The sequence below is a fragment of the Nonomuraea soli genome (assembly GCF_013761175.1).
GTDB classification, from domain to species: Bacteria; Actinomycetota; Actinomycetes; order Streptosporangiales; family Streptosporangiaceae; genus Nonomuraea; species Nonomuraea soli.
In genome coordinates this window covers 495,997-518,741 of the sequence record NZ_JACDUR010000003.1, presented here as the reverse complement: position 1 = coordinate 518,741, position 22,745 = coordinate 495,997, and the positions used below count along the sequence as shown (strand labels likewise).

The 22,745-nt window shown below is 71.0% G+C and carries 21 protein-coding genes and 1 tRNA gene; 12 read left to right on the top strand and 10 right to left on the bottom strand.

Annotated elements, in window-relative coordinates:
* The first annotated feature begins 2 nt into the window (after positions 1–2).
* Positions 3–683: a hypothetical protein gene (locus HNR30_RS15220; protein WP_181610494.1), complete on the top strand. Its 681-nt coding sequence runs from the start codon at positions 3–5 to the stop codon at positions 681–683.
* Here the strand turns inward: HNR30_RS15220 and HNR30_RS15215 are convergent.
* Genes HNR30_RS15215 through HNR30_RS15205 form a run of 3 tightly spaced genes read right to left on the bottom strand, consistent with a single transcriptional unit; the run spans position 664 to position 6,685 of the window.
* Complete coding sequence (locus HNR30_RS15215; RefSeq protein WP_181610493.1) at positions 664–3,249, bottom strand: ATP-binding protein; 2,586 nt, start codon at positions 3,247–3,249, stop codon at positions 664–666. The two genes, HNR30_RS15220 and HNR30_RS15215, sit on opposite strands and share 20 nt — an antisense overlap.
* A 25-nt stretch (positions 3,250–3,274) precedes the next feature.
* Entirely contained in the window at positions 3,275–3,451 is a 177-nt protein-coding gene (locus HNR30_RS15210) for a hypothetical protein (RefSeq protein WP_181610492.1), read from the bottom strand.
* Positions 3,452–3,487: 36 nt separating this feature from the next.
* The gene (locus HNR30_RS15205; protein ID WP_181610491.1) at positions 3,488–6,685 is read right to left on the bottom strand and encodes an ATP-binding protein; all 3,198 of its coding nucleotides are present in this window, start codon (positions 6,683–6,685) and stop codon (positions 3,488–3,490) included.
* A 135-nt stretch (positions 6,686–6,820) separates the two neighbouring features.
* On the opposite strand from HNR30_RS15205, the gene HNR30_RS15200 reads away from it, so the two are divergent.
* From HNR30_RS15200 to HNR30_RS15190, 3 genes are all read left to right on the top strand, one after another.
* Complete coding sequence (locus HNR30_RS15200; protein ID WP_181610490.1) at positions 6,821–7,327, top strand: universal stress protein; 507 nt, start codon at positions 6,821–6,823, stop codon at positions 7,325–7,327.
* A gap of 154 nt (positions 7,328–7,481) precedes the next feature.
* On the top strand, positions 7,482–8,447 hold the full coding sequence (locus HNR30_RS15195) for a GlxA family transcriptional regulator (protein ID WP_181610489.1): 966 nt from the start codon (positions 7,482–7,484) through the stop codon (positions 8,445–8,447).
* Between the two features lie 52 nt (positions 8,448–8,499).
* The gene (locus HNR30_RS15190; protein ID WP_181610488.1) at positions 8,500–9,117 is read left to right on the top strand and encodes a DJ-1/PfpI family protein; all 618 of its coding nucleotides are present in this window, start codon (positions 8,500–8,502) and stop codon (positions 9,115–9,117) included.
* On the opposite strand, the gene HNR30_RS15185 is transcribed toward HNR30_RS15190, so the two are convergent.
* Positions 9,114–10,277 (bottom strand): YibE/F family protein, encoded by a 1,164-nt coding sequence (locus tag HNR30_RS15185; RefSeq protein WP_181610487.1) that lies wholly within the window; start codon positions 10,275–10,277, stop codon positions 9,114–9,116. The two genes, HNR30_RS15190 and HNR30_RS15185, sit on opposite strands and share 4 nt — an antisense overlap.
* Before the next feature lie 9 nt (positions 10,278–10,286).
* Entirely contained in the window at positions 10,287–11,651 is a 1,365-nt protein-coding gene (pdxR, locus tag HNR30_RS15180; protein ID WP_181610486.1) for a MocR-like pyridoxine biosynthesis transcription factor PdxR, read from the bottom strand.
* 67 nt (positions 11,652–11,718) lie between these two features.
* Here pdxR and HNR30_RS15175 point away from each other — a divergent pair, with 67 nt between their 5' ends.
* Positions 11,719–12,948: an MFS transporter gene (locus HNR30_RS15175; protein WP_181610485.1), complete on the top strand. Its 1,230-nt coding sequence runs from the start codon at positions 11,719–11,721 to the stop codon at positions 12,946–12,948.
* A 50-nt stretch (positions 12,949–12,998) separates the two neighbouring features.
* A complete protein-coding gene (locus HNR30_RS15170; RefSeq protein WP_246378588.1) occupies positions 12,999–13,802 on the top strand; it encodes a M23 family metallopeptidase in 804 nt (267 codons plus the stop codon).
* A 259-nt stretch (positions 13,803–14,061) separates the two neighbouring features.
* Here the strand turns inward: HNR30_RS15170 and HNR30_RS15165 are convergent, their stop codons facing one another.
* From HNR30_RS15165 to HNR30_RS46770, 4 genes are all read right to left on the bottom strand, one after another.
* A complete protein-coding gene (locus HNR30_RS15165; protein WP_181610483.1) occupies positions 14,062–14,205 on the bottom strand; it encodes a hypothetical protein in 144 nt (47 codons plus the stop codon).
* A 142-nt stretch (positions 14,206–14,347) separates the two neighbouring features.
* Positions 14,348–14,420 (bottom strand) — tRNA-Ala (locus HNR30_RS15160).
* A gap of 15 nt (positions 14,421–14,435) precedes the next feature.
* Positions 14,436–15,161 carry an HAD-IA family hydrolase gene (locus HNR30_RS15155; protein WP_181610482.1) on the bottom strand — a complete coding sequence of 242 codons (726 nt, stop codon included), beginning with the start codon at positions 15,159–15,161 and terminating at the stop codon, positions 14,436–14,438.
* A gap of 6 nt (positions 15,162–15,167) precedes the next feature.
* A complete protein-coding gene (locus HNR30_RS46770; protein ID WP_240506072.1) occupies positions 15,168–15,287 on the bottom strand; it encodes a DLW-39 family protein in 120 nt (39 codons plus the stop codon).
* A 383-nt stretch (positions 15,288–15,670) separates the two neighbouring features.
* On the opposite strand from HNR30_RS46770, the gene HNR30_RS15150 reads away from it, so the two are divergent.
* From HNR30_RS15150 to HNR30_RS15125, 6 genes are all read left to right on the top strand, one after another.
* On the top strand, positions 15,671–15,880 hold the full coding sequence (locus tag HNR30_RS15150; protein WP_181610481.1) for a heavy-metal-associated domain-containing protein: 210 nt from the start codon (positions 15,671–15,673) through the stop codon (positions 15,878–15,880).
* Positions 15,877–16,923 (top strand): DUF8832 domain-containing protein, encoded by a 1,047-nt coding sequence (locus HNR30_RS15145; RefSeq protein WP_181610480.1) that lies wholly within the window; start codon positions 15,877–15,879, stop codon positions 16,921–16,923. Before HNR30_RS15150 ends, HNR30_RS15145 begins: the two co-directional genes overlap by 4 nt.
* 26 nt (positions 16,924–16,949) lie before the next feature.
* Positions 16,950–19,151: a heavy metal translocating P-type ATPase gene (locus tag HNR30_RS15140; RefSeq protein ID WP_181610479.1), complete on the top strand. Its 2,202-nt coding sequence runs from the start codon at positions 16,950–16,952 to the stop codon at positions 19,149–19,151.
* 361 nt (positions 19,152–19,512) lie between these two features.
* Positions 19,513–20,319, top strand: a complete 807-nt coding sequence (locus tag HNR30_RS15135; RefSeq protein ID WP_181610478.1) for an MBL fold metallo-hydrolase — start codon at positions 19,513–19,515, stop codon at positions 20,317–20,319.
* 25 nt (positions 20,320–20,344) lie between these two features.
* On the top strand, positions 20,345–21,391 hold the full coding sequence (locus HNR30_RS15130) for a GNAT family N-acetyltransferase (RefSeq protein WP_181610477.1): 1,047 nt from the start codon (positions 20,345–20,347) through the stop codon (positions 21,389–21,391).
* A 23-nt stretch (positions 21,392–21,414) separates the two neighbouring features.
* Entirely contained in the window at positions 21,415–22,377 is a 963-nt protein-coding gene (locus HNR30_RS15125) for a GNAT family N-acetyltransferase (protein WP_181610476.1), read from the top strand.
* Here HNR30_RS15125 and HNR30_RS15120 read toward each other — a convergent pair.
* Positions 22,364–22,741 carry a Rieske (2Fe-2S) protein gene (locus HNR30_RS15120; RefSeq protein ID WP_181610475.1) on the bottom strand — a complete coding sequence of 126 codons (378 nt, stop codon included), beginning with the start codon at positions 22,739–22,741 and terminating at the stop codon, positions 22,364–22,366. The two genes, HNR30_RS15125 and HNR30_RS15120, sit on opposite strands and share 14 nt — an antisense overlap.
* Positions 22,742–22,745: the final 4 nt, after the last annotated feature.

Sequence of the window (22,745 nt, the reverse complement as noted above, 5' to 3'; positions counted from 1 at the left end):
AAATGCATACTTTCGCCGCCGCCATCGCGCCCGTGATCGACGCCGTCCACGTCGACGTGCACGTGGAGTCCCGCAAGACCTTCGTGCCGCCCGCCTTCACTCCCGGACTGCTCATCGACCAGCGTTACACCCTCCCGCTCCGCCCCCTGACGCGCGCGGACCTGGCCGTCGTCTACCGGTACGGCGTGCCGGACGTCACCGTCCACCTCCAGGAGGGCACGCTGATCGAACACCCCGGCGGGCGGCTGGAGGCCTCCAAGGAGGCGCTCGACTTCATCGACACCCTCTACAGTCACCACAGCGCGGCCACCCGGCGGTTGTGGCCCGACGTGAAGCACCTCGCCGACCTGGTCGGCAGGGTGCTCGACCAGGCGCTGCGCGACCCCGGCCCGGCGCTGGCGGTCATGGCGCCCCCGTACGAGCCGATCGACGAGGCGGGGGTGCTGCTGTTCAACCGGCTCGCCGCGCTCCGCTACCACCGGGCCGACTCGCATGCCGCCGCCTGGCAGGCGGAAGGGCTGAGCGCCTCCGCGATGGCCGCGCTCGAACCCGGCGAGCAGCGCGAACGCATCGAGCGCGTCACCAACGAGCGGGCCGCTGTGCCGTACGAAACGTTGTCGGACAGCGAGCGGGCCGCCCTGCTCGACGGCCTGCTCGCCCTGGTCAGGCAGCCAGCGCGCTGAGCAGCCTGCCCACCTCGGCGCGGTCGTTGACGCCCAGCTTGTCGTAGACGGCCTGCAGGTGGTTGGCGACCGTGCGCATCGACAGGGTCAGCCGGTCGGCGATCTGCCGGTTCGTCAGGCCACGGGCGGCGAGCTGGACGATCTCCCGCTGGCGCGGGGTCAGGTCAGGTGCCGCCAGATCCACCAGCGCCGGGGTGCGAGCGCCCGGGCAGCGGTGGGCCAGCGCCCACGCCCGGGTCCGCGCGCCCCGCGCCGCCGCGCCGTAGCCCAGCTTGCGCAGCAGCGAGGCCTCGTGCGCCGTCGCCTCCGCCGCGAACAGCAGCATGCCGAGCTGCTCGAACGCGGAGGCGACCGCCCGCAGCGCCGCCGTGTCACGTCCGGCCACGGCCGCCGCGTGCTGGGCGCAGAGCCGTGCGAACGGGCCGTCCATGCGCCTGGCCAGCTCCGCCAGCCGCGCCGCCACCAGGTGCGCGCCACCGAACCTGGTGACGTCGTACAACGCGAGCAGTTGGAAGCCCGCCAGCTCGCGCTTGGCCGCCAGGTCCGCGGCTGCCAGCGCGTCGCGCACCGCGCAGTCGAGGTCGCCGTTGGCCGCCGCCACCCACGCGCGGGCCAGCATCACCGGCTGATCGGTCAGAGCCCAGCGCGTCGGGATCGCCTCGGCGCGCTCCAGCGCCCGCCTGGCGGTCGTCAGGTCGCCGGCCAGCGCGGCCGCCTGGGCCAGCTCGCCCAGGCAGCGGGCCAGGTACGGCGACAGCCGGTGCACGTGCTCGACATCCTGACGGCATCGCCTCATCGCCTCGTGCGCGTCGCCGCTCAGCCGGCTGACGGCCGCCCGGTGCGCGCCGAAGCCCGCGACCGACATGTCCCACACCTCCTGGGTGCCGACCAGCGTGGTCACACTGTCGGCGGCGCGGGCCGCGGCGGGCAGGTCGCCGGCGAACAGGTACGCGGCGCAGCGCGCGTCCAGCGCCGTGGGCAGGCCGTGATAGGCCAGGTCACGCCAGCGGTCGGCGGTCGCCAGCAACTGCTCGACGGTGGCGGCGGCCTGGTGGTGCCGCCCGCCGTGCGCGGCCAGCCACGACTCCAGCGCCGTCGCGTGCGCGCGCCCGCGCTCGGTGAGCGGGCCGAGCGCCTTCAGCTCGGCGACCGTACGGCGAGCCTGCGTGAGCCTGCCCAGGAAGAACTCCATGGCACCCCGGTAGATCAGCACCTCCTGCCGCCACTCCGTCTCGGTCAGCGACCGCTGGGCGGCGTCGAGCACCCTGTGCGCCTCCTCGACCTCGCCCGACCTGCTCAGCGCCAGCCCGAGGGCGAGCGCCTGCTGGGCACGCTCCGCCTCGGTGACCGCGCTCCCCACCCGCAGCCGCAAGAGCGCCTTGGCCTCGCCCGCGTCACCGAGCACCGCCAGCGCGTGCCCGAGCATGGCGACCGCGTCCCCGCCGGCACCGGCCTCCACCGCGGCGCGCGCCAGCCGCGCGGCCAGGCGGATGTCCTGCGCCCCCCACGCCAGCTGCGCCGCGTCCAGGAGCATGCGCGGATCGGAGGCGCTGCCGCTGTCGAGCCGCCAGACCGCGGCGCGCAGCAGGTCCTCGCGCCTGCGCAGCCCCGCGGCCTCGGTGCACTCGGCCAGCAGCCGGCGCAGCCGCCTGGTGCGCAGGGCGCCGCAGCCGCTGCGCACGATCTCGCCGTAGAGCGGGTGGCCCATCCGCAGCAGCAGCCGCCTGCCGTCGGCCAGCTCCGTCACCAGCCCGCGATCCTCCAGCCGCTCGACCGCCTCGGCGCAGGTCAGCGTGGACAGCAGCTCGGTACCCAGCGGCTCGCCGAAGGCGACCAGCTCCAGCGCCTCACGCTCGACCGGCTCCAGATGGCCGATCCGCTCGCTGACCAGCTCGCGCAGCCTGGTCGTCACCGACAACTCACCACGCCAGCACCACGTGCCGGAACCGTCGGTCAGCCGGCCCTGCGCGCGGCCCGCCTGCACCAGCTCGCGCAGGTAGAGCAGGTTGCCGCCGCTGACGAGGGCCAGCTCGCCGGCCGTCTCGACGTCGACCTCGCCGCCCAGAACGCTCTCCAGCACCCGCCTGACCTCGGCGCCGCCCAGCGTGTCGAGCTCGACGCGGACGAGCAGCTCGTCCTTCCACAACGCCGCGATCGGGCCGGGCAGCGGCTCGTCGTCGCGCACCGTCACCAGCAACCGCGCGGAACGCTGCACCGCCAGGTGGTGCAGCAGCCCCGCCGACGCCGGGTCCAGCCACTGCGCGTCGTCCACGCTGATCAGCGGATCGGCTCCATGGACCAGGAGCCTGCGCTCCGCCCAGTGCAGCAGGTTCTCCCCGCTCGGCACCGAACCCGCCAGCACGTGCGCGAACGCCCCGAACGGAATGATCGACGTCGTCTCGGTGGCGATCGCCCGCACGGCCGCCGTGCTCCCCACCTGGGCGGCCAGCCGGCTCTTGCCCACCCCGGGCGCTCCGGCGATCATCACTCCCGCGCCCGAGCGCAGGCCGAGGCGGACCGCCCTCAGCTCATCCTCCCGGCCGACGAACGGCCATTTCGCATCCATCGAATACCCCCTCCCAACCAGATGGTCACTCGGAGGTATTCACGGGAGGTTCACGCCTCAGCCCGGCCGCGACATGCAGCAGATCGACGATCTCCTCGGCGCCGCTGAAGACGACGGGTTCGCCGCCCAGCTCTTCGAGCAGCCCGCGGAGCTGGCCGCCGGACTGTTCCGGCTCGACCAGCCTGACGATGACCGTTCTCACGCCTCTCACCATCCCCTCGCCTGGTTCAGGTGAGGTTCAGGTCGGGTACGGCGCGGGCTCCACCTCCAGCTCACGCATGCGCTCGGTGTAGAGGTGGTAGCGCCTGCGGGCGTCGCCGCGCCTGCCCGCCTGGTCCAGCGCCCTGACCAGGCCGAGATGGGCACGCTCGTCGTAACCCTCGCGCTCCAGCAGGCGCAGCCAGTATCGAGCGGCCTCGTCGTAGCGGCCCTGGCCGGTGCTGTGCTCGGCCAGCCGGGCGGCGCCCTGCATGTAGGCGAGCCTGGCCTGCTCGCGCAGCGCCGCCGCCCAGTCGGCATAGGGATCCTCGGCGCAGAACTCACCGGTGTAGGAGGCCTCGGCCGCCTCCCACGCCTTGACGGCCTCGGCCCGGTTGCCGGCCTGCTCCAGCCGTACGGCCTCGTTGGTGAGATCGAGGAACCTCAGGACGTCGACCTGGAGGTTGCCGAGGTCGAGGCTCAGCGCGCCGCCTTCTGAGACCACCATCGCGTCGGCCGGCCGCTCGTGACCAGGATCCAGTACGGCACGCAGCGTCGACACCATGACGTTGAGGCGCCTGAGCCCCGCCGCCTGGCCGTCGATCTCCGCGAGCTCCGGCCACAGGATCTCCACCAGGCGCTCCCTGGCCATCGGGCGGCCCCTGCCGCTCACCAGGATCTTGAGCAGGTCACGCGCCTTCCTCGACTGCCAGGCCGTACGGGGGACAGGCGTGGAGCCGCGCAGCACGCGGAACGTTCCCAGCGTCTCGACCACCACCGCGGCCTGATCGCCCGGGCCCGCGCCCGCCAGCAGGGCGTCGACGACAGGATCGAGCGAGCGGCAGCCGATGGCGTGCATGCGCGCCCGCACCCGCTCGGCCTGCGCCCTGCCCGACTCGGGCGGGCTGAGCCCGGCCCTGACCAGCTCGGCGCGCGCCAGGCCGATCGGATCGCCCAGAGCGTTCCAGCGGCGCACCGCCTCCTCGGCCAGCGCGAGATCCTCGCCCAGCTCTGCACGCAGCCCGACCAGCTCCGCCTGCGCCGCGTAATCGCGCCGCCGCACCGCCAGCGGCTCGGCCTCCTCCACGAACGCGGCCGCGTCGTCCCGGCGTCCAGCGGCGAGAGCCACCCTGGCCGCGGCCAGGCGGGCGGACACGGCCGACATGCCGTCGCCGTGCCGCAACGCCCGCTCCGACAGCCGCGCCGCCTCCTCCGGCTCGTCATCGGCCAGGAGTACGGCCAGCGCATCGAGAGCGATCACCAGCCCCTGGACCTCGCCCGACTCCTCCAGCTCCGCCAGCACCCTGCGATAGGTGGCGATCGCGGTACGCCTGTCACCCCGCAACGCCTGGAGCTGCGCCATCTGGAGCAGACCGTAGGCGATCAGCCGTGAACCCAGCGCCTCCCAGCGCGCGACGGCGTCGGCGGCCAGCACCGCCGCCTCCTCCAGACGGCCGACGCCGATCAGCGCCTTGGCCCGGTTCGAGACCGTGAGCGCGGAGAAGGGGGCGAAACCGATCAGCTCGGCCAGCCGCGCGGCGATCTCGGTCTCCTCGATCGCCTGCTCGAAAGCAGCCTCGTCGAGATGGCGCGAGGACCGGTTGGACCTGATCCTCACCTGCTGCACGATGTCGCCCGCCCGCTCCGCGTGCTCCAGCGCGCGCACGTAATGCGCGTCGTTGGCCCGCCGGTCACCGTCGAGGGCGGCGATCATCGCCATCACCGTGTGCGCCGTGGCCAGCGCCGCCGGATCGCCCAGGGCACTCGCCTGCTCCATCGCCCTGTCGGCCAGCTCGCCGCAGCCCTTGCGGTCACCGCGCATCCACAACACCGAGGCGGCGCCCGCCGCGCACATCGCCGCGTCGGCCGGCGGCATGCCGTACTCCGCGCCCCTCACATACGTCTCGAAGGCGGCGTCGAAATCCGCGCGCAGATAGTCGATCAGGCCCAGGCGCCTGGCCACCGCGGAATCGAACGCCGGGCTGTCGGCCGTACGAGCCAGCAGGTCGCGGGCCCTGGCCCAGTTGCCGCGGTTCTGCTCGGCGATCCCGGCCAGCCTGGCCATCTCGGGGCTGTCACGGATCCGCTCCGGCAACATCGCCAGCGCGCCGAGCAGGTCGTCGCTGCGCTCGGCCAGGCGCAGGCCATGGGCGCCCAGCAGCGAGCGGACCAGCATTGTGTGGCCGGTGGCGACCGCCGCCTTGAGCGCGTGCTCAGGACGGTCCTGCTGCACGTACCAGCGAGCCGCCACCGCCGCCACGCCATGCGCCTCCTCCTGCGACAGCGGGGCATACCTGGTCAGCACATGCCTGGCCGTCAAGCTCAGCCGGTGGTCATGACGGCCGTCCCGGTGCGCGTCGTCGCCCGCCTCCAGGAACAGGCCCCGCGTGATCAGATCGCGTAACGTCTCGCGCGGCGCGTCCAGCGCCTCGGCCAGCTCCTCGCTCAGCACCGGCAACACCGTCGCCGCGCGCAGCAACTCGCGCGTCGGCTCCGGCAGATCCTCGAACGCGTCGAGCGTCAGCCTGCTGAGCGCCTGCGAAGTCGCCGCCAGACTCCCGGCCTTCTGCCGCCACTGACCCGCATCCGTGCGCTCCAGCGCGTCGAGCGCCGCCCGCACCGCCGCCGGCCACCCGCCGCACGCCTGATGCACCGTCGCCGCGATGCCCTCACCCTGCGGGCCCAGCCTGCTCCTGGCCCACTCCGCCGTCTCCTGCGGCGCCAGCGCCAGATCCGTGGCGTCGAAGTCGAGCACCTCGTGCTCCTGCCGCAGCCGGGCCGTCGGGAACGGCAGCGGCGCACGCGAGGCCGTCACGACGTGCAGATGCCTCGGCGCCGACCTGATCAGCGTCTCCACGAACCTCAGCGAGCCCGGCGCCCCCGCGAGGACGTCGATGCCGTCGAGCACCAGCGCCACCCCCGACCTGAGCCGCGCCGCCAGCGCCTCGGTCAGCGCACCCGCCAGCGCCGCCGCCCGCGCCGTCTCGTCCGCCTCGGGACCCAGCGGCGAATCCATCGCCCGGCGCAACTCCACCGGCAGCTCGGGCACCCGCACCACCAGCGCCGCCGTCACCGCCCCCGCCAGCACCGCCGGCTCCCGATCGGAGGGGCCCAGCGTGTGGAGCACCCCGTCGACCGCCCGCGCCCAGCTCGCCAGCAGGATCGACTTGCCGTACCCCGTCGCGGCCACCACCGACGTGAGCCTGTGCGTCAGCGCCCCGTCCAACCGCCTGTCCAACGCGGGACGGGGGTGCGACCAGCCAAGTTCCAACGGGCCACCCCTCGCTGGTTCTGTGTGCGAAATGGTACGCCTCGAAGACAGATATTGAACGCCTCCCTGTCGGTGGGGTCCCGATGGGAGGAAGATTGGACCGTGGAACGCGAGCTGCCCAGCCAGCCGCGGGTGGTCGTCGGCGTTGACGACGCGCCTGCCTCGCGCTGGGCGCTGGCCTGGGCGATCGGCGACGCCAGGCTGCGCCGCATGGCGCTTGTCGCCGTGCACGTCTCCCGGGCGCCCGTCCACCCGTTCTCCGAGACCTTGCCCGTCCACCACGCGGCACGGGTGGGCGAGGAGGAGCGGGGGATCGAGCTGGTCGAGCGGGCCTTCGAGGACGTCGCCGGCGGGGTGCCGCCCGACGTCGAGACGGCGCTCGTGACCCGGCTGGGAGAGCCCGGGCACCACCTGGTGGAGCTGGCCCGCGAAGGCGACCTGCTGGTGCTCGGGAGGGGGAGGCGGTCGTTGCTGGCGCGCATGTTGCTGCCTTCCACGAGCATCTACTGCGCGCGGTACTCCAAGGCCACGGTGGTGATCGTCCAGGCGCCTTCGCCGCCGGAGGAGGGGGACGTCCCGGCCGAGCGTCCGCGACGGTTCTGGCGCTGACCCCCGCCTCCCCGCCCACCTTCTTCGCCGACCCCTCCAACGGCTACGTCGTTCTCCTCGGCGACGACCTGGCCTCATCGGCGGCGGAGACCATGGCGTAATCTGCAATATTCGTGTCGTTGACGCCACACATCCTCGCGTCCAGCATGAATACATGCGCGTCGTCATCGTCATCCACGAGGGCTTCCAGCTCCTCGACATGGCCGGTCCGGCCGACGTGTTCGCCACGGCGAGCCTGTTCCGCCGCGATGCCTACGACGTCGAGGTCGTCGCCCCTGCCAAGGGTCCGGTCCGGGCGAGCGGGGGGCTGACGACCACGGTCGAGCATTCGCTCGGCTCGCTGACGGGTGAGATCGACACGCTGATGGTCGCCGGTGGGCTGGCCGTCCCGCAGGTGCGGCAGGACGGGGCGGTGATCGAGGGTCTCGTACGGCTGGCGGCCAGGGCGAGGCGGGTCGCCTCAGTCTGCAGCGGTGCGCTCCTGCTCGCCGAGGCGGGTCTGCTCGACGGCAGGCGGGCGACCACGCACTGGCTGGCCGCCAAGGAGCTGGCCGAGCGGCATCCGGACGTCGACGTCGACGCCGACCCGATCTACATCAAGGACGGTGACATCTGGACCTCAGCGGGTGTGACCGCGGGCATCGATCTGGCGCTCGCCCTGGTCGCCGAGGATCTCGGCCACGAGGTGGCCAGGGATGTCGCCCGCGGGCTGGTGGTCTACTTGCACAGGCCGGGCGGGCAGAGCCAGTTCAGCACGCCGATGGCGATCGCCGCCCCCTCCAGGGAGCCGTTGCGTGATCTGCTGGTGTTCATCGACGCCAATCCGGCCGAGGATCTGAGCGTGCCGGCGCTGGCGGGCAGGGCGGGGATGAGCGAGCGCCACTTCTCCCGCGTCTTCACCGAGCAGAGTGGCGGCCTGTCTCCTGGCAGGTATGTCGAGCGTTCGCGTGCCGATGCGGCGCGCCGCCTGCTGGAGGCCACCGATCATCCGCTCGACACGGTCGCGAGGCTCACGGGGCTCGGCGTGCCGGAGACGTTGTACCGGGTCTTCCGGCGCCACTGGCGGGTCTCGCCGGGCGACTACCGGCGCCGGTTCCATTCCAGGCGTTCCAGTTTCTGACAGGTGTTCCAGTTTCTTGCAGATGTTCCAGTTTCTGAGAGGTTGAACAGCCATGCACGTAGCGATTCCGTTGTATCCCCGCTTCACAGCTCTCGACGTCGTCGGGCCGTACACGGCCCTGGCGTTCGCGCCCGGCTGGAAGGTGACCTTCGTGGCCGGGCAGCCGGGTCCTGTCACCGACGACCAGGGCAGCCTGACCCTGATGGCCACGGCGTCCTACGAGGAGGTGCCGCGGCCGGACGTGATCGTCGTGCCGGGCGGTCCTGGCACGGTGGCCGCGATGAACGACACGGCGCTGACCGGCTGGCTGGCCGCGGCCCACGAGCACACGACGTGGACGGCCTCGGTCTGCTCCGGCTCGTTCGTGCTGGCCGCCGCCGGATTGCTGGCCGGCAGGCGTGCCACCTCACACTGGGGCTGGGTGGAGCACCTGCAGGGCCTGGGCACCGAGCCGGTCAGCGAGCGGGTGGTCTTCGACGGGAAGATCGTCACCGCGGCGGGCGTCTCGGCCGGCATCGACATGGGTCTGGAGCTGCTGGCCAGGGAGTCGGGTGAGGGTACGGCCCAGGCCGTACAGCTGGCCATCGAGTACGACCCGCGGCCGCCGTACGACATGAAGACCCTGGACGGGCGGCGCGACGAGGCGATGAAGCTCATCTCGATCGACTAGCCGCGGTGGCGCCCGCTGGAGGCGGCCGGCTGGCGGGCGCTGACCAGGGCGGTGAGCGCGGTGGTCACGGGGACGGCGGCGATGAGCCCGAGGGTGCCGACCACGCTCCTGACGATCTCCTGGGCGATCGCCGGGTTGGTGATCACCTCGCCCAGGGGCTGCGCCGCCACGCTGATGAGGATGAGCAGCGGCAGCGAGGCCCCGGCGTAGGCCAGCACGATCGTGTTGATCACCGAGGCGATGTGGCTGCGGCCCACCCGGGCCGCGGCGCGGTACAGGTCGCGGAAGCCGTACGCCGGGTTGGCCCTGGCCAGTTCGGCGACGGTGGCCGCCTGGGTCACGGTGACGTCGTCGAGCACGCCGAGCGAGCCGATGATGATGCTGGCCAGCAGCAGGCCCTCGGTGTTGATCGCGTAGCTCATGCCCAGGTAGAGCGAGCTCTCGTCGGTGATGCCGCTGAGGTGGGCGAAGCCGATCGACAGGTATGACAGCGCGCCGGTCAGGCTGAGGCTGAACAGCGTGCCCAGCACCGCCATCGAGGTGCCCATGGTGAACCCGTGGGTGAGGTAGAGCACGGCCAGCATCACCGCCGCCGAGCCGACGATGGCGATCAGCAGCGGCGGCTGCCCCTGCAGGATGCCGGGGATGATGAACAGCAGCAGGATCACGAAGGTGACCGCCAGGCCGATCAGGGCGGTCACGCCCTTCCAGCGGCCGAAGGCGACGACGGCCAGCGCGAACGCCGCGCCGAAGACCAGCAGCGCGTCCGTCCTGTCGTGGTCGGAGACCTGGTAGAAGTCGCCGGTGTTGATGACGATGACGTCCTCGCCGTCGACGAAGATCTGCGATCCGGGGCCGCTGGGCAGCAGCGCCGTGATCGTCTTGCCGTCGGTGGTCCGTACGACGGCCTCGCCGCAGGTGCGCGGGTCGGGTTCGGCCTCGCCCGGGATCGGCTCCGGGCAGGGCTTGAGAGTGATCGAGCTGATGGTGCCCTCAAGGCGCTCGGGCCCCTGACCTCCGGTGTTCTTGATCTCTTCTGGCCACATCAGCACCATCGCGATCAGGGTCGCCACGGCCAGCGGAACGAGGATGGCGAGCGTGATCAGCCGGGCCCGCCGGGAGGCGGGCACCTCGGTGCCGTGCGAGTGTCCGGCTCCCAAAAGATCTCCCTAGGTGACGCTGAGCAGACGCAGGCCCTCGTCGATGCCTGACACTGAGACGGAACCGTACCCGAGGACCAGGCCTGGTTGGACGGGAAGTTCGCCGCAGTAGGCCTCCAGCCGCTCGACCGCCAGGCCGGGCCCGGTATGCGCCCGTGCGCCCGGATCCAGCCGCGCGCACAGGTGCAGTCCCGCCGCCGACGGGACCACCGTGAGCCCCGGCACGCGGCCGAGAATCTCGGCGATGCGCTGATGCCTGGCCGCGTAGATCTTGGTCGCCTTGCGGATGTGCCGCGCGAGCAGGCCCTCGTCGATGAATCGGGCGAGCGCGGCCTGCGTGGTCGGGTCGCCGTGCCAGTCGGTGAGCTGCTTGGCGGCTCGCAGCGCCGGCTGGAGCGAGGCGGGGGCGATCAGGAAGCCCACGCGCAGCATGGGGAGCAGGGTCTTGGAGAAGGAGCCGACGTAGATCACGCGGCCGTCGCGGTCGAGGCTCTGCAGCGGCTCCAGCGGGCGGTCGCCGTACCTGAACTCGGTGTCGTAGTCGTCCTCGATCACGACGGCCCGCTTGCGCGCCGCCCAGGAGAGCAGTTCCGTACGGCGGGCCAGCGACATGGGCGTGCCCAGCGGGAACTGGTGCGACGGCGTGACGTACACCAGCCGTGCCTGGCCGGGCAGCCGGTCCACCCTGATGCCCTCGCCGTCGACCTGGACTCCCTCGACACGGGCGCCGAGCGCGGCGAACAGGCGCCTGGCCGGGGGATAGCCCGGCTCCTCCACCGCCACCGTGGCGCCCGGTTCGATGAGGATCCTGCCGATCAGGTCGAGTGCCTGCTGGGCTCCCTGGGTGACCAGGACGTCGCCGGCGGAGGCTCGGACGGAGCGGCTGACGCCGATGTGGCGGGCGACGGCCTCGCGCAGGGCCGGGTGGCCTTCCGGGCCGGTGTAGCCGGTGGCGCGCATGCTCTGGCCGACCAGGCGGCGCCAGCTGTCGAGGGGGAAGAGGGTCAGGTCGGGGACGCCGACGGTGAAGTCGTACGGCAGACGGGGGCTCAGGGTCGTCGGCTCCTGGGCGCCGCGCCAGGCGGGTCGCGGCTGGACGACGCCACGCGGCGCGGTGTTGTGGCGATTCTTCCTGATCTCCTTGGCGACGAAGGTTCCCGCTCCGGCCCGTCCCACCAGGAAACCGTCGGCCACGAGCCGCTCGTAGGCGGCGCCCACCGTGTTGCGCGACACGTCGAGCCGCCGCGCCAGCTCCCTCGTCGGCGGCAGCCGTTCGCCCGCGCGCAACCGCCCGTCGACGATCGCGGCGAGCAGCTGCCGGTAGATGCTCGCGGCCAGGTCGCCGCGCCCGTCAAGGGAGATGTGGATCTCCATCTTGGCCCAATCATTCTGTCCGGAATTGGAGCTTCTTCTGGGACAAGCCCCTGGTTACGTTACCCCCATGACCCCGCGACGCGTTCTCGCTCTCGCCCAGCTCACGAACTCGTTCGGCGACGGCGCGTACTACGTGACCTCGGCGCTGTACTTCTCCCGGATCGTCGGCCTGTCCGCCGGCGAGATCGGCATCGGCCTCACCGCCGCCTGGGCCGTCGGGGCGCTCGCGGGCATGCCACTCGGCCACCTCGCCGACCGTTACGGCCCGCGACGCATGGCCGTCGCGCTCGCCCTGGTCACTGCGGCCTCGGTGGGATTCTTCCTGCTCGCCCGCTCGTTCTGGGCGTTCCTGGCCGTGGCCTGCGTCTACGCGACCGCGCAGACGGGCCTGTCGGCCGCCCGCCAGGCCCTGCTCGCCGCCCTCGTCCCGCCCGCCGAACGCACCCGCGTCAGGGCCGTGCTGCAGTCGACGTCCAACGCCGGGCTCGCCGTCGGCGCCGCGATGGGCGGGCTCGCGCTGCACGCGGGCACGCGCGAGGCCTTCCTCGCGGTGCTCGCCATGGACTGCGCCAGCTTCGTCATCGCCGCCCTCGTGCTCACCCGTGCCCCGTCCGTGCGCGGTGTGCGCGGCGAACCGCGCATGGAGGTCCTGCGTGACCGCCGCTACGCTGTGGTCACGCTCGTCCATGCCGTGATGCTGCTCAACCTGCCGCTGCTCAGCCTGGTCATCCCGCTGTGGATCGTGCAGAACACCACCGCGCCGGCGTGGATGGTCTCCGCCCTGCTCGTGCTCAATACCGTCAGCGTGGTGCTCTTCCAGGTGCGCATCGCCCGCCGGGTCAACGGTCTGGGTTCCGCTTCGCTCGCCGTACGGCATGCGGGGTTCGTCATGCTCGCCGCGTGCGTGGTCTTCGGGCTGTCGGCCTTCGGCGCAACGGCGCTGTTCCTGCTGCTCGGGGGAGCGCTGCAGGTGTTCGGGGAGATGCTGCTGGCCTCCGGCGCCTGGGAGATCAGCTTCGGACTGGCCCCCGAGGGCAAGCACGGGCAGTACCAGGGCTTCTTCGGCAGCGGGCTGGCGGTCGCCCGCATGCTCGGGCCCGCGCTGCTGACGTGGCTAGTCCTGGGCGGGGGGATGGCGGGTTGGGTCGCCCTGGGGGTGGTGTTCGCGGCATCAGGGGTGCTCATGCGACGAGCCGTAAAATTTCATGACAAGACGATTGATGAAAGGAACTTTCAGGATTACGTTCATGATCGCACGGGTGCACTTCCCCCCACGCGCACCCGTTCAGAGAGGTGAGCATGTCCAGGAAAGTCCTCATCACAACTCTGTTAGCCCTCGTCGCAGCGATGCTGATCCCCCAGACCGCCTCCGCTGCCGTCGCCCACAAGAGCCCCTTCAACTGCGGCAAGACCTTCAACGCCAACAACTGGTACCCAGGGCACCGGCCGTCGGGATCCATCGACTGGCAGGACTACGGCAGCGACGACATCAACGGCGAAGCCGTCCGCGCCACCGCCGCGGGAACCGCCTACTTCTACGACGCCGGCAGCACCAGCTACGGCAAGTGGATCGAGATCCACCACAGCGACGGCACCCGCACCAGGTACGCGCACCTGGCGACCATGGTCCGCGCCGCCGGCGCCTCCCTGTCCGTCGGCCAGGGCACCCAGATCGGCACCGTCGGCTCCTCCGGCGGCTCCAGCGCCCCCCACCTGCACTACGAACAGCGCAGCTCCGGAGGCGTCGTCGACACCAGCCCCACCGTCGACGGCGTCACCATCGCCCTCGGCCAGAAGAAGCCCGTCACCAGCACCAACGCCTGCAGCGGCAACCCGTACACGCCGCAGGAGGTGTGCGGGAGCGGCTACTCCGTCGTCGACTCGGCCGCGCTGTCGGGCGGGACGACCTACCTGCTGTACAACTCGGGCAACGGCTACAACTGCGTGGTCACCCTGAAGTCGGTCAGCCTTGGCACCCCTTCGCCCGTCTCCGCCTTCCTGGAGCCCCAGGGGGAGAGCAGGGTGACCGACTCGGGGAGCTTCGGCTACTACGCGGGGCCGGTACGGCTCAGCGCACCTGGACAGTGCGTGAGGTGGGGCGGGTCCGTGGGAAGCAGTTCCTACACCAGTCCGTTTGAGCACTGCGGCTGATGACCTCGACCGGCTGGCGCCCTTCCGGGGCGGCAGCCGGTCACTGTCTGCTGCCCAGCGCATGCCGCCGTGCTGCGTGGGCGGGTGGGCCGAGGGCTCCCAGCCGTGGAGGAGAGGGTCGGTGTTGCCGAGATCTCCAGGTTGACGAGGCGAAACGCGAGATCGGCGGCGCGGCAGGCCCGCTCGACGGCCTCACCCGCGCGCCTCAGGACGGTGGGATTCGTGTGCGCTCCTCCAGGTCCTGGCATGCGGCGGCAGATCACCCGTTGACGAGGCCGGACTCCGAGAGGGTCACCAGGAACAGGCCCACGAACAGGAGAAGCTGCAGCCACGACTTCTGGATCGCGGCGACGACCCCACCGGCGGCGAAGGCGATGAGGGCGAGCATGAGCAGGACGTCCATGCGGGTTCTCCGATCTTGCGGGTGGTTGATCACCCAGCACTATCCCGCCGGCGGCCGATCTAACGGACGCGATCGTGTTCGTGGGAGACGTGAAAAGCAAGCACGCCGCCCCCGATGGTCGGGAAGGCGGCGTTTCACGAGGTGGAGCCTAGGAGATTCGAACTCCTGACATCCTGCTTGCAAAGCAGGCGCTCTGCCAACTGAGCTAAGGCCCCGCAGTCGAAGACAGCTTACCGGGCTGAGGCGGCAACCTGGTGCGCGCCCAGCTCTTCGCTCAAGATCAACCCAGGGAATTCGGTGATCGAGTCCAGAATGTGGGTCGCCCCGCCCTTCAGCAACCGTTCCCGGCTGTGCACGCCGTTCATCACGCCGGCGACGATCGAGGCGCCTGCGCGGCGGCCGCACAGCATGTCGCTCTCGGCGTCGCCCGCTACGGCGACCTGGCGGACGTCCTCGATGCCGAGCTGGAGGACGGCGCGGAGGATCATGTCGGGCCAGGGGCGGCCGCGGCCGGCGTCTTCTGGGCAGATGGCCAGGTCGAACTTGTCGTCCCAGGAGAGCACGCTGAGGATGCGGCCGAGGGTCGACCGGCTGAAGCCGGTGATCAGGGCCACGTGGATGCCTGCTCCGCGGAGTTTGTCGAGGACTTCGGCGACTCCGGGCATGGCGGTCAGACCTGTGCGCTCGATGGTGCCCTCGTAGGAGCGCTCGAACGTCAGGTTGGCGGCTTGGGCCTGGGCCTCGTTGCCGGGGAAGATGCCCCGGAACACCTCGATCTTGGGGCAGCCCCGGGACCGGTGCACGTGCACCATGGCACGTGCATATGCTCCGGTCCCGGGAACGATGCCCTGGGTGGCTATCGCCTCGGAGAACGCTCGTTCGACCGTGGCGATGTCACCGATCGTCGTGCCGGCGAGGTCCAGACATGCCAGCTTGATCGGGACGGCCTCGCTCAACGGCGATCAGTTCTCGCTGCCGGTCGCCTCGGTCCACAGGTCGAGCTCGGCGCGGTCGGCCTGTACCTTGCGCCAGATCAGCAAGCCCCCGAGAGCCAGCAGGGCCAGGACGAGCAGCTTCTTCACGGTGTGACCCCAATTCTTCGGCGGTCCCGAGCCTGCCGGGGCCGGGACGACGGTTCCTTAGCAGACTAGCAAGGGATGGAGGTAGTCCCTGTGCTGCGCGGCAACCAGATGTGCGGGTTTTTCCAGTAGAGCCTGGTGAGCCGACCTATGCCCGTCCGGACTTGGCCAACTTTTGGTAACCGTCCGGGCGGGCGTGTCTGGCGGTATGGGCGCTTTGGTGTGGGTTGCCTGGTAGCCGCGGGGGCCTCGGGCGCTCCAATCAGGGGAGGCGCGAGCCCTTCCTGAGTGGTCTACCCCGGCCTGGCGGGCCTGATACCCCCCTGGGGTTGCGGAATATACCGTAGGGGGGTATGGTTTGTGCTATACAGAACAAGGAGATGAACATGAGCACTGCTACCTACACCGTCAAGGGCATGACCTGCGGCCACTGCGTCAGCTCGGTCAAAGAAGAGGTCGGCGAGGTCCCCGGCGTGACTGCCGTCGATGTGGACCTGGCCAGCGGAAACCTGACCATCCAGAGTGACGCCCCCGTCGACGCCTCCCGCATCGAGGCGGCGGTCGCGGAGGCCGGATACGAAGTGGTGACACCATGAACACTCCCGTCAAACTCGGTCTGTACGGCGCGGGTCTGGCATTGATCTTCGGCGCCTCCCTGACCGTGGGAAACGCCGTCGGCGACGTGACGCCCGCCGACAAGGGCGCGGCCGGAAGCCCCAACGGAAGCCCCAAGCCCGCCGAACACGGGCACAACCCGGCCCCGACAACAACCCCGACAACAACCGCGACGACAACCGCGACGACAACCGCGACGACAACCGCGACGGCCAGCGCCGAAGCGGGGCATGGCGACTCGCACGAGGCCAAGCCCGCCTCGGATACCCCCGGTGGGCTCCAGGTCTCGCAGGGCGGCTACACGCTGACCCCGCTGACGACCAGCCTGAAGCCGGGCAAGAAGACCGACTTCCGCTTCTCCGTCACCGGCCCCGACGGCAAACCCGTCACCGACTACTCGGTCGAGCACGAGAAGAAGCTGCACTTCATCGTCGTCTCCCGCGACCTGGCCAGCTTCCAGCACCTGCACCCCGAGGAGGCGGGCGGCGGCGTGTGGAGCGTCCCGCTGACGCTGCCGGACGCAGGCGTCTACCGCGCCTTCGCCGACTTCAAGCCCACCGGCGGCAGCGCCCTGACGCTGGGCACCGACCTCTACTCGGCCGGTTCGTTCGCCCCGGCGCCGCTGCCGGGGACCAGCCGTACGGCGAGCGTCGGACCGTACACTGTGACCCTCGACGGAGACGTCGTCCCCGGCCAGTCGAGCAAGCTCACACTGCGCGTCACCAAGGACGGCAAGCCGGTCACCGACCTGCAGCCCTACCTGGGGGCCTACGGTCACCTCGTGGCGCTGCGCGCGGGCGATCTCGCCTACCTCCACGTGCACCCCGAGGAGAGCGAGACCCCGGGGCCGGAGATCGTCTTCTACGCCGAGGTGCCGAGCGACAGCGACTACCGCCTGTTCCTCGACTTCAAGCACGGCGACGCCGTACACACCGCCGACTTCACCCTCAGAAGCAGCGGCACACCGTTGTCCACAGGTAAGGCCACACCGCCTCCGGGCCACTCCGACGACCACGACCATTGATCCGCGAGCCAGGGAAGGAGAACGCGATGTCTGTCACCCACGACACGATCGAGCTGTCGATTGGCGGGATGACCTGCGCTTCCTGCGCCAACCGGATCGAGCGCAAGCTCAACAAGCTCGACGGCGTCACCGCGACCGTCAACTACGCGACAGAGAAGGCGCAGGTCAGCTTCCCTGAGGGGATCGCCCCCGAGGAGCTCGTCGCCGAGGTCGAGAAGGCCGGCTACTCCGCCGAGCTGCCCAGGCCGCCGCAGGCCGAGGGCGCGCCGGAGGAGCCGAGAGACGAGCTCAAGCCGCTGCGCGACCGGTTGATCCTCAGCGTCGTGCTGAGCGTCCCGGTGATCGCGATGGCGATGATCCCGGCGCTGCAGTTCACCTACTGGCAGTGGCTGAGCCTGACGCTCGCCGCGCCGGTGGTGCTCTACGCCGGCTGGCCGTTCCACAAGGCCGCCTGGACCAACCTGCGCCACGGCGCGGCCACCATGGACACCCTGGTGTCCATCGGCACGCTGGCGGCCTTCGGCTGGTCGCTGTGGGCTCTTTTCTTCGGTACGGCAGGCGTGCCCGGCATGACGCACCCGTTCGAGTTCACGATCGCGCGCACCGACGGCTCGGGCAACATCTACCTCGAGGCCGCCGCGGGCGTGACCGCGTTCATCCTGGCCGGACGCTACTTCGAGGCCCGCTCCAAGCGCCGCGCGGGGGCCGCCCTGCGCGCCCTGCTGGAGCTCGGCGCCAAGGACGTCGAGCTGACCGACGGCAGGCGCGTCCCGGTCGACCAGCTCAAGGTGGGCGACCTGTTCGTGGTCCGTCCCGGCGAGAAGATCGCCACCGACGGCGTCGTCCACGAAGGCACGAGCGCGGTCGACGCCTCGATGGTGACGGGCGAGTCCGTCCCGGTCGAGGTGGGAGCCGGCGACCGCGTGGTCGGCGCGACCGTCAACGCCGGCGGCCGTCTGATCGTCAAGGCGGAGCGCATCGGGCAGGACACCCAGCTGGCCCAGATGGCCAAGCTGGTCGAACAGGCCCAGACGGGCAAGGCCCAGGTGCAGCGCCTGGCCGACCGCATCTCGGGCGTGTTCGTCCCGATCGTGATCGGTCTGGCCGTGGCCACGCTGGGCTTCTGGCTCGGCACCGGCGAGGGCGCGAGCGCCGCCTTCACCGCCGCCGTGGCCGTCCTCATCATCGCCTGCCCGTGCGCGCTCGGCCTGGCCACTCCCACCGCGCTGCTGGTGGGCACCGGACGCGGCGCCCAGATGGGCATCCTGATCAAGGGCCCCGAGGTGCTGGAGTCGACCCGCGCGATCGACACGATCGTGCTCGACAAGACCGGCACCGTCACCGAGGGCAAGATGACCCTGACCGACGTGCACGTGGCCGAAGGCGAGAACCGCGACGAGGTGCTGCGCCTCGCCGGAGCGCTGGAGCACGCCTCCGAGCACCCCATCGCCCAGGCGATCGCCAAGGCGGCGCAGTCCGACGCCACCGTCGAAGACTTCGCCAACGTCGAGGGCCTCGGCGTGCAGGGCATCGTCGACGGGCACGCGGTGCTCGTCGGACGCCCCCGGCTGCTGGCCGAATGGTCGCAACACCTGCCGGAGGACCTGGCGGGCAAGCTCGCCGACGAGCAGGCCGCGGGCCGTACGGCTGTCGCGGTCGGCTGGGACGGCAAGGCTCGCGCGGTCCTCGTGGTCGCCGACGTGGTCAAGCCGACCAGCAAGGAGGCCATCCAGCGGCTGCGCGCGCTCGGCCTGACCCCGGTGCTGCTGACCGGTGACAACGAGGCGGTCGCCAAGACCGTCGCCGCCGAGGTGGGCATCGACCAGGTGATCGCCGAGGTGCTGCCGGCCGACAAGGTCGACGTGGTCAAGCGGCTGCAGGGCGAGGGCAAGACCGTGGCGATGGTGGGCGACGGTGTCAACGACGCCGCGGCGCTCGCGCAGGCCGATCTGGGCCTGGCCATGGGGACGGGCACCGACGTGGCCATCGAGGCGGCCGACCTGACGCTGGTCCGCGGTGATCTTCGGGTGGCGGCCGACGCGATCCGGCTGTCGCGGCGCACGCTCAGCACGATCAAGAGCAACCTGTTCTGGGCCTTCGCCTACAACGTGGCCGCTCTGCCGCTGGCGGCGCTGGGGCTGCTGAACCCGATGATCGCGGGTGCGGCGATGGCGTTCTCGAGCGTGTTCGTGGTGACGAACTCGCTGCGGTTGCGCCGCTTCTCGTAGGCCGCGAGGAGTCGCGAGAAGGCATGTCACGGTGGCCGGGACAACGGTGTCCCGGCCACCGCTTCTCGCTGCCCGAGAGCCGCCCGCCCAGGGGATGCCCGGGGCACTGGGGCGCTGGGCGGACTCGGGAAGGCGTGACGGCGCGCCGGGGCTGGCTCCACCGAGGCGCGTGACGGGGCGGGAGGAGGCCGCGGGGCGGAGCGCTGGGGCGTTCAGCGGAGGCATGACGGGCCGCCGGGGCTGGCTCCACCGAGGCGTGGGGCGGGGCGCCGGGGCCATGGCACGGCGGGCGGAGGTGGGGCCGGGTGTGGGCAGTGGGGTCCTGGGGTGGGGGTGGGCGCGTCCCCCTATCGTGGTTCCGGTGACCGAACGATGGCAGGAAATCGCAGACCGCCTCTACATCCGCAGGCACCAGAGCGCCAACCTCACCATCGGCCTGGTGCTCGGCGACGACCACTGCCTGGTCGTCGACACCCGCGCCTCGCACCGCCACGCGGCCGAGCTCATCCGAGCCATCCGCGAGGTCACCCCCACCCCCTGGACGGTCGTCAACACCCACGCCCACTGGGACCACTGCTTCGGCAACGCCCCCTTCGCCCCCGCCGAGATCTGGGGTCATGTCCTGGCCGTGAAGGACCTCGACGAGACGGGCGAGCTCCAGCGCTCCAACGTGCTCGCCTTCCTGCCGGAGGAGCGGCACGAGGAGATCCGCGAGGTGGCGATCGTCCCTCCGACCCATACGTTCGCCGACCGCGCGACGCTGGATATCGGCGGCCGCGAGGTGCATCTGCGGTATTTCGGCAGGGGACACACGGATCACGACATCGTCGTGCACGTCCCCGATGTCGCCACCGCCTTTGTGGGCGACCTGATCGAGGAGGTCCCCTACTTCGGCGACTCCTTCCCCCTCGACTGGCCCGTCACCCTGCACAGGATGCTGCAGGACCTCGACGCCGACACCTTCGTCCCCGGCCATGGCGTCGCGGTGACCAGGCAGTTCGTCGAACGCCAGCAGGCCGATCTCGCCTCCTTGGCGGAGTACGCCGACTACGCCTACCGGTCGAGCGGCCTTCGGGCGGTGAGCATGATCGACGCAGCCTTCCCCGAGGACGCGCAGCGCATGGCGTTCGAGCGTGCCTTCCAGCAACTCGACGGGCAGCTCTCATAAGCCGCGAAATGGCTTAAATGGGGGAATGGAAGCAACCTGGGGGACCCTGACCGAGGAGGACGCGCCCCACCTGGCCGACCTCCTCACGGCCATCGAGGCCGCCGACGATCTGGGCGAGAACCACACGGAGGCCGACGTCCGCGAGCGGCTGCGCAACCCGCTGCTCGACCTGACCGACGGCACCCTGGCGGCCCGCGTCGGCGACCGGATCGTGGCCTACGGCTACCTGCCCGTGAAGCAGAACGCCACCGGCACCCACCTGATGGCGGTGGCGGGCGGGGTGCATCCCGAGTTCCGCCGTCAGGGGTACGGCACGCGCATCCTGGAGTGGGCCGTCGAGCAGGCTCCCAAGCTGCACGAGCGCCGATTCCCCGGGGTCGGCCTGGAGCTGCATGTTGGCGCCGACGACCGCGCCCACGACAGGGCGGCGTTGGCGCTGAGCCTGGGGTTCGTCAAGAGCCGGTCGTTCCTGGACATGGAGGCGGACCTGTCGGGCTCGCTGCCTCGGACGAATCCGCCCGAGGGGCTGGAGATCGTGCCGTGGTCGCCCGAGCTGGACGCCGGGGCGCGTGCCGTACGCAACGAGTCGTTCAGCGATCACTGGGGCTCGGTGCCGCACACCGAGGAGAGCTGGCGCCACTACGTCACGGGGCGGCACTTCCTGCCACAGGGCTCCTTCCTGGCTTGTGAAGGGGGAGGCGGAGGTCCGGTTCGCGAAGGGGAAGACGCGGCCCGTGACGGGCGGGACACGGCCGTGGAGGGCCAAGGTGCGGCCCGTGCCGAGCAAGACGGGCGGCGTGTGGTGGGCATCGTGATGGCGCAGGAGCACACGACCCCCGGCGGCTCGCCGTACGTGTGGATCGCGATCGTCGGGACCCTGGCCGAGTGGCGCGGCCGGGGAGTGGCCGGCGCCCTGCTGGGCCACGCGCTGCACTTCTACCGCCAGCAGGGCTACGCCACCGTCGAGCTCGGCGTGGACGCCGACAACGGCACGGGAGCGGTCCGCGTGTACGAGAAGGCCGGATTCCACGTGACCAACCGAGGATCGGTATACGTCAGGAAAATCATTTGACCTGGTGAAATACCCTTCATGGCATGAGCCTTACCTGGAGCCCCCTCACCAAGGACGACGCCCAGGCAATGGCCGTCCTGTCGGCCGAGATCGAAGCGGCCGACAGGGCCGGCGAGAACTACTCAGCCGAGGACCTGGCGGAGTTCCTCGACAACCCCCTGCTCGAACTCGACGAAGGCACCATGGCCCTGCGCGACGGCGAGCGCATCCTCGGCTACGTGCACCTGATCGCGAGGCAGACGATCGAGCAGGCTCACTGGATGTTCATCGGCGGCGACATCCACCCCGACTTCCGCAGGCGCGGGTACGGCAGGCGGCTGCTGGACTGGGCGGTCGAGCGCGCCCCCGCGCTGAGCGAGCGCCGCTATCCAGGGGTCCCGCTGGAGTTGCACGCGGGCTCGTTCGAGAAGAACCACGGCGAGCAGATCCTCCTGGAGCAGGTCGGGTTCAAGCCGGTGCGCTGGTTCTACGACATGGAGCAGGAGCTCAAGGGCGAGGTCGCCGAGGTGCCCGTGCCCGAGGGCATCGAGATCGTCACCTGGCGCCCGGAGCTGAGCCTGGGCGCGCTGGCGGTGCGCAACGCGGCTTTCGCCGACCACTGGGGCAGCGTGCCGCAGACCGAGGAGACGTGGACGTACTTCGTCGGCGGCCGTTCCTTCGCCCCGGAGTCGTCCTTCCTGGCGCTCGACGGCGACGACGTGGCCGGCATCCTGCTGACCGCCCACTACGAGGCCGACACCGCCGCGACGGGTGTCAAGGAGGCCTACATCCACCTCATCGGCACCCGGCGCGAGTGGCGTGGCAAGGGCGTGGCGGGCTCGATGATCGCGCACGCCCTGGCCGCCTTCCAGGCCCAGGGTTTCGGCAAGGCCGCTCTGAACGTGGACGCCGACAGCCCTTCCGGTGCCCCGGGCATCTATGAGAGAGCCGGGTTCCGCACCTACCGCCGGAACACGGCCTACGTGCTGGCCCTCACGCCAGCCTGATCACGCCCTTGGCCACCGTGATCTTCTTGCGGGCGAGGCTCCTGGTGGCGGGGCCGTTGACGACCGCTCCCGTGCGGATGCTGAACTTGCTGCCGTGACACGGGCAGTTGATGGTGCCGCCGCTGACACCGGCGACCGTGCAGCCCTGGTGGGTGCACTTGGCGGTGAAGCAGCGGAAGACCTTCTTGCTCGGGCGGGTGATGACGTACTTGCCCTTGATCACCTTCCCGCCGCCCACGGGGATGTTCTTGGTCTTGGCCAGGATCGGCCCCGCCTCCGCGGGTTCCGCCCATAAGAACAGCACCGAAGCCCCGGCTGCGGTGGCTGCTCCTCCTCTGATGATCACTGCGCGGCGTGTGAGCATGGTT

Excerpts from the sequence above, each read along its gene's own strand:
- HNR30_RS15170 (WP_246378588.1), top strand. The coding sequence starts at position 12,999 with ATGCTGATCCCCCAGACCGCCTCCGCTGCCGTCGCCCACAAGAGCCCC.
- HNR30_RS15130 (WP_181610477.1), top strand. The coding sequence starts at position 20,345 with ATGGAAGCAACCTGGGGGACCCTGACCGAGGAGGACGCGCCCCACCTG.
- HNR30_RS15195 (WP_181610489.1), top strand. The coding sequence starts at position 7,482 with ATGCGCGTCGTCATCGTCATCCACGAGGGCTTCCAGCTCCTCGACATG.
- HNR30_RS15220 (WP_181610494.1), top strand. The coding sequence starts at position 3 with ATGCATACTTTCGCCGCCGCCATCGCGCCCGTGATCGACGCCGTCCAC.
- HNR30_RS15190 (WP_181610488.1), top strand. The coding sequence starts at position 8,500 with ATGCACGTAGCGATTCCGTTGTATCCCCGCTTCACAGCTCTCGACGTC.
- HNR30_RS15125 (WP_181610476.1), top strand. The coding sequence starts at position 21,415 with ATGAGCCTTACCTGGAGCCCCCTCACCAAGGACGACGCCCAGGCAATG.
- HNR30_RS15165 (WP_181610483.1), bottom strand. The coding sequence starts at position 14,205 with ATGGACGTCCTGCTCATGCTCGCCCTCATCGCCTTCGCCGCCGGTGGG.
- HNR30_RS15215 (WP_181610493.1), bottom strand. The coding sequence starts at position 3,249 with ATGGATGCGAAATGGCCGTTCGTCGGCCGGGAGGATGAGCTGAGGGCG.
- HNR30_RS15140 (WP_181610479.1), top strand. The coding sequence starts at position 16,950 with ATGTCTGTCACCCACGACACGATCGAGCTGTCGATTGGCGGGATGACC.
- HNR30_RS15145 (WP_181610480.1), top strand. The coding sequence starts at position 15,877 with ATGAACACTCCCGTCAAACTCGGTCTGTACGGCGCGGGTCTGGCATTG.
- HNR30_RS15175 (WP_181610485.1), top strand. The coding sequence starts at position 11,719 with ATGACCCCGCGACGCGTTCTCGCTCTCGCCCAGCTCACGAACTCGTTC.
- HNR30_RS15150 (WP_181610481.1), top strand. The coding sequence starts at position 15,671 with ATGAGCACTGCTACCTACACCGTCAAGGGCATGACCTGCGGCCACTGC.
- HNR30_RS15120 (WP_181610475.1), bottom strand. The coding sequence starts at position 22,741 with ATGCTCACACGCCGCGCAGTGATCATCAGAGGAGGAGCAGCCACCGCA.
- pdxR (WP_181610486.1), bottom strand. The coding sequence starts at position 11,651 with ATGGAGATCCACATCTCCCTTGACGGGCGCGGCGACCTGGCCGCGAGC.